Annotated in this window: 1 protein-coding gene; it reads right to left on the reverse strand. The window is 77.2% G+C overall.

The window, feature by feature from the left end; genetic code table 11:
• Nucleotides 1-4,309 (reverse strand): type I polyketide synthase (locus B056_RS35685; RefSeq protein ID WP_018501291.1); only part of this gene is annotated, 4,309 nt, incomplete at its 3' end.
• Between the last annotated feature and the right edge of the window lie 36 nt (nt 4,310-4,345).

Genomic DNA, 4,345 nt, shown 5'->3' on the forward strand with positions numbered 1-4,345 from the left:
CACCACCCGACGCGACCAGCTCCCACAACTCCTCGGGAGAGGAGACCCCACCCGGATAGCGACACGCCATCCCCACGATCGCCACCGGCTCGTCGGAACCGGCCGCCGTCACCGGGGCCACCACCAGCGCGGCGGTCCCGGCCAGTTCCCCGGCGACGAAGTCCGCCAGCACGGCCGCGTTGGGATAGTCGAAGACCAGCGTCGACGGCAGCCGCCGGCCGGTGGCCGCCGCCAGCCGGTTGCGCAGCTCCACCGCCATCAGCGAGTCGAAGCCCAGCTCACTGAAGGCCCGGCCGGGCTCCAGCTCGTCGGCGGAGGCGTAGCCGAGCACACCGGCGACCTGTGCACCGACCAGCGCCGACACCGCCCGGAGCCGGTCGGCGGCGGGCAGCGCGGCGAGCTGGCCGCCCAGTGCCGAGTCGGCGCGGGCCGCCGGCCGGGACGGAACCCGCACCAGGCCGCGCAGCAGCTCGGGGAGGGCGTCGGCCTGGGCGAGTTCGCGCAGCGCCGGCACGTCCAGGGCCAGCGGCACGACGAGGGAGCGGCGGGTGGCCAGGGAGCGGTCGAAGGCGGCGAGGCCCTGCTCCACCGTCAGGGGCAGCGCACCGCCGCGGCGCAGCCTGGTCCGGGCGCCCTCGTCGAGCGCGCCGCTCATGCCCGTCTCGGTGTCCCACAGTCCCCAGGCGAGGGAGACCGCCGGCACGCCCGCGGCGCGCAGCCGTCCGGCGTAGGCGTCGAGGAAGCTGTTCGCCGCCGCGTAGTTGCCCTGGCCGGCGTTGCCGAACACCCCGGCCGCCGACGAGTAGAGGACGAACGCGGACAGGTCGCGGCCGGCGGTGGCGGCCCGCAGGTTCAGCACCCCGTCGACCTTCGAGCGCAGCACCGCGGCCAGCCGCGGCGGCGTCAGCGAGGTGAGCAGCCCGTCGTCCAGGACGCCGGCCGCGTAGACGACCGCCGACACATCGACGCCACGCAGGGCGGCGGTGACCTCGTCGGGGTCGGCGACGTCGCAGGCCACCACGTCGGCCTGGGCGCCGGCCGCGGTCAGCTCGGCGACGAGCCCGGCCGCGCCGGGCGCCGCCGGGCCACGCCGCGACAGCAGCAGCAGCTTCGTCACCGCGTGCGTGGCGACCAGATGCCGGGCGAGCGCCACCCCCAGCGTGCCGGTCGCGCCGGTCAGCACGACGGTGCCCGCGCCGAACCCCGCCGCCGGCGCACCGACCGCGGCGGACGGCGGGTCGGCGGCCAGGTCGGCCGGTGTGAGGCGGGTCAGGCGCGGCGCGCGCACCGCCCCGCCCCGCACGGCGGCCTGCGGCAGCCCGGCGGCCACCACGGCGTGCAGAACGGACCAGTCGGCCGGACCGTCCAGGTCGATCAGCTGGATGCGGCCCGGATTCTCCGACTGCGCGGACCGGGCCAGCCCCCACAGCGCCGCGCCCGCCAGGTCGGCGACCGGGTCGCCGTCGGACGTCGCCACGGCGCCGCGGGTGACGATCACCAGCCGGCCGTCCGTCCGGCCGGGGTCGGCGAGCCACTCCTGCAGTGTGCCGAGCAGTGCGGCGGAGCGTTCCCGCACCAGCACCGCGAGCGCGCCGCCGTGCTCCTCGCCGTCCGCCCCGGCCGCCTCGCCGGTCTCGCCGCGCTGCCCGGCGTCCTCACCCGTCCCGGTGCAGACGACGACGAGTACCTCGTCCGGTGCCGGCAGCGGCGCGCCCGGCGTGACGGTCACCCAGCCGGACGGCACCGTGCCGCCGCCGGGGCCGTCACCGCGGCCGCGGCCGTCGAGTCGGTCGGGGAGGGTGGGGACCGGCTGGTCGACCCAGTCGATCCCGTACAGCAGGCGGTCCGCGGCGAGCCCGGCGGAGGCGAAGCGATCCGCGGCGGCGGGCCGCAGGGTCAGGCCGTCGATCATCGCCACCGGGAAGCCGGAGCCGTCCGCGAGGAACAGGCGCACCGTGTCCGGGCTGTCGCCGCCCGCCAGCCGGACCCGCAGCCGCGCGCCGGCCGGGCCGAGCAGCCGCACGCCGGTGAACGCGAACGGCAGCCGGACGGTGTCGGCACCGGCCAGGCCGCCGACGCCGATCGCGTGCAGCGCCGCGTCCAGCAGGGCCGGGTGCAGGTGGTAGCCGGTGGTCTCGGCCGGGGTGCTCACCTCGGCGAAGACGTCGTCGCCGCGCCGCCACACCCGGCGCAGGCCCTGGAAGGTGGGGCCGTAGTCGAGTCCGGCGGCGGCGAGGGCCGGGTAGGCGTCCGCGACCGGCACCTCGGCCCAGTCCGGTGCGGGCCAGGCGACCAGCCCCGGCTCGGCCTCCGCGGCTCCGCCGGCCCCGCCGGCACCGCCGTGGACGTCCGTCCCGGCGTCGGCGGCCAGCGCGCCGGACGCGTGCGCGGTCCAGGCGGCGGTGTCGTCGTCCTCGGGCTGGGAGTGGATGGTGATCGGGCGGCGGCCGTCCGCGCCGGGTGGGGCGACGATCACCTGGAGACGCAGGCCGCCGTGGTCATGGTCGGGCAGGGTCAGCGGCGTGTGCAGGAACAGCTCGGCCACGCCGGGGGCGCCGATCTGGCGACCGGCGACCAGCGCCAACTCCAGCAGGGCGGTGCCGGGCAGGACGGCCGCGCCGAACACGGTGTGCTCGGCGAGCCACGGTGGCGTCCGTGCCGCCAGCCGTCCGGTGAGCAGCATGCCGTCGTCGTTCGCGAGCAGCACGGCCGCGCCGAGCAGCGGATGCTCGGCGGAGCGCAGGCCGGCGGCGGTCAGGTCACCCGGGCCGGCCGCCGACTCCAGCCAGAACCGCTGGTGCTGGAAGGCGTAGGTGGGCAGATCGATCGTGCGGGCGCCGGTGTCGGCGAACACGGCCGGCCAGTGGATCTCGGTGCCGTCGACGAACAGGGCGGCCAGCGCGGCGAGCAGGGTCGTGCTCTCGGCGCGGCCGCGGCGCAGGGTGGGCACGGCGACGGCCTGCGGCCGGGTGTCGCCGACCAGCGGGGTGAGGACGGCGTCGGGGCCGATCTCCATGATCCGGGTGACGCCCTGGGCGGCCATCGTCGCGACCGTGTCGGCGAAGCGGACCGGCCGGCGCACCTGGGCCACCCAGTAAGCCGGGTCCGACCACTCACCCGGGCCGACCTCGGCTCCGGTGACGGTCGAGACCGCGTCGGTGTGCGGCTCCTGAAACAGCAGGCCGCGCACGACCGCTTGGAACTCGGCCAGCATCGGCTCCATCAGCGCCGAGTGGAACGCGTGGCTCACCCGCAGCCGCCCGGTCTTCCACCCACGACCGGCCGCGACGACGGCGGCCTGGTCGATCAGGTCGAGCGGGCCGGAGAGGACCACCGACGCCGGGCCGTTCACCGCGGCGAGGTCGACCGCCAGCCCGGCCGCGGCGAGCGCGCCGAGTACCTCGGCCTCGGCCGCGCCTACCGCGAGCATCCCGCCGCCCGCCGGCAGCCCCTGCATCAACCGACCCCGCGCCGCCACCAGCGCGGCCGCGTCCGTCAGGTCGAGAACCCCCGCCGCATACGCGGCGGTGACCTCCCCGATCGAATGACCGGCCACCACCTCCGGGTCCACACCCCAGGAGCGGACCAGCGCCAACAACGCCACCTCGACCGCGAACAGAGCCGGCTGCGCATACCCCGTCCGGTCCAGCAGCTCGGGCTCGGCGTCGATCACCGACCGCAACGGCCGGTCCAGATGCTTGTCCAGCAGCTCGCACACCTCGCCGAACGCAGCCGCGAACACCGGGAACAGCGCGGCCAGCTCCCGGCCCATCCCCAACCGCTGCGCACCCTGACCGGTGAACACCACACCGAGGCGGCCCTCGGCCGCCGTCCCGCGGGCCAGGCCGGCGCCGCCGGCGGACTTCCCATGCTCGCCGGCCAGGACGGCGAGGTGGGTTCGCAGCTCGCCGATGGTCCCGGCCAGCACGACGGCCCGCCGCGGCAGCGTGGCGCGGGTGGCGGACGTCCAGGCGACGTCGATGAGCGCGGGGTCGATGAGCGCGGACGCGGACGCCGGATCGGTGTCGGGAGCGGTGTCGAGGGCGGCGGCGAGCCGGGCGGCCTGGTCGGCGAGCGCCGCGTCGGTCCTGGCGGTCAGGACGACCGGGGTCACCTCGAACGCGCCCGCGGCCGGGGCCTCCGGCTGGGCCGGGGCCTCCTCCAGGATGACGTGCGCGTTCGTCCCGCTGATCCCGAACGACGACACCGCCGCCCGCCGCGGCTCCTCCCCCGCCGGCCACGGCCGAGCGTCGGTCAGCAGCTCCACCGCGCCCGCCGACCAGTCCACCTGCGGCGACGGCGCATCCACATGCAACGTCCGCGGCAACACCCCATGCCGCATCGC

This window comes from Parafrankia discariae (assembly GCF_000373365.1).
GTDB lineage: Bacteria > Actinomycetota > Actinomycetes > Frankiales > Frankiaceae > Parafrankia > Parafrankia discariae.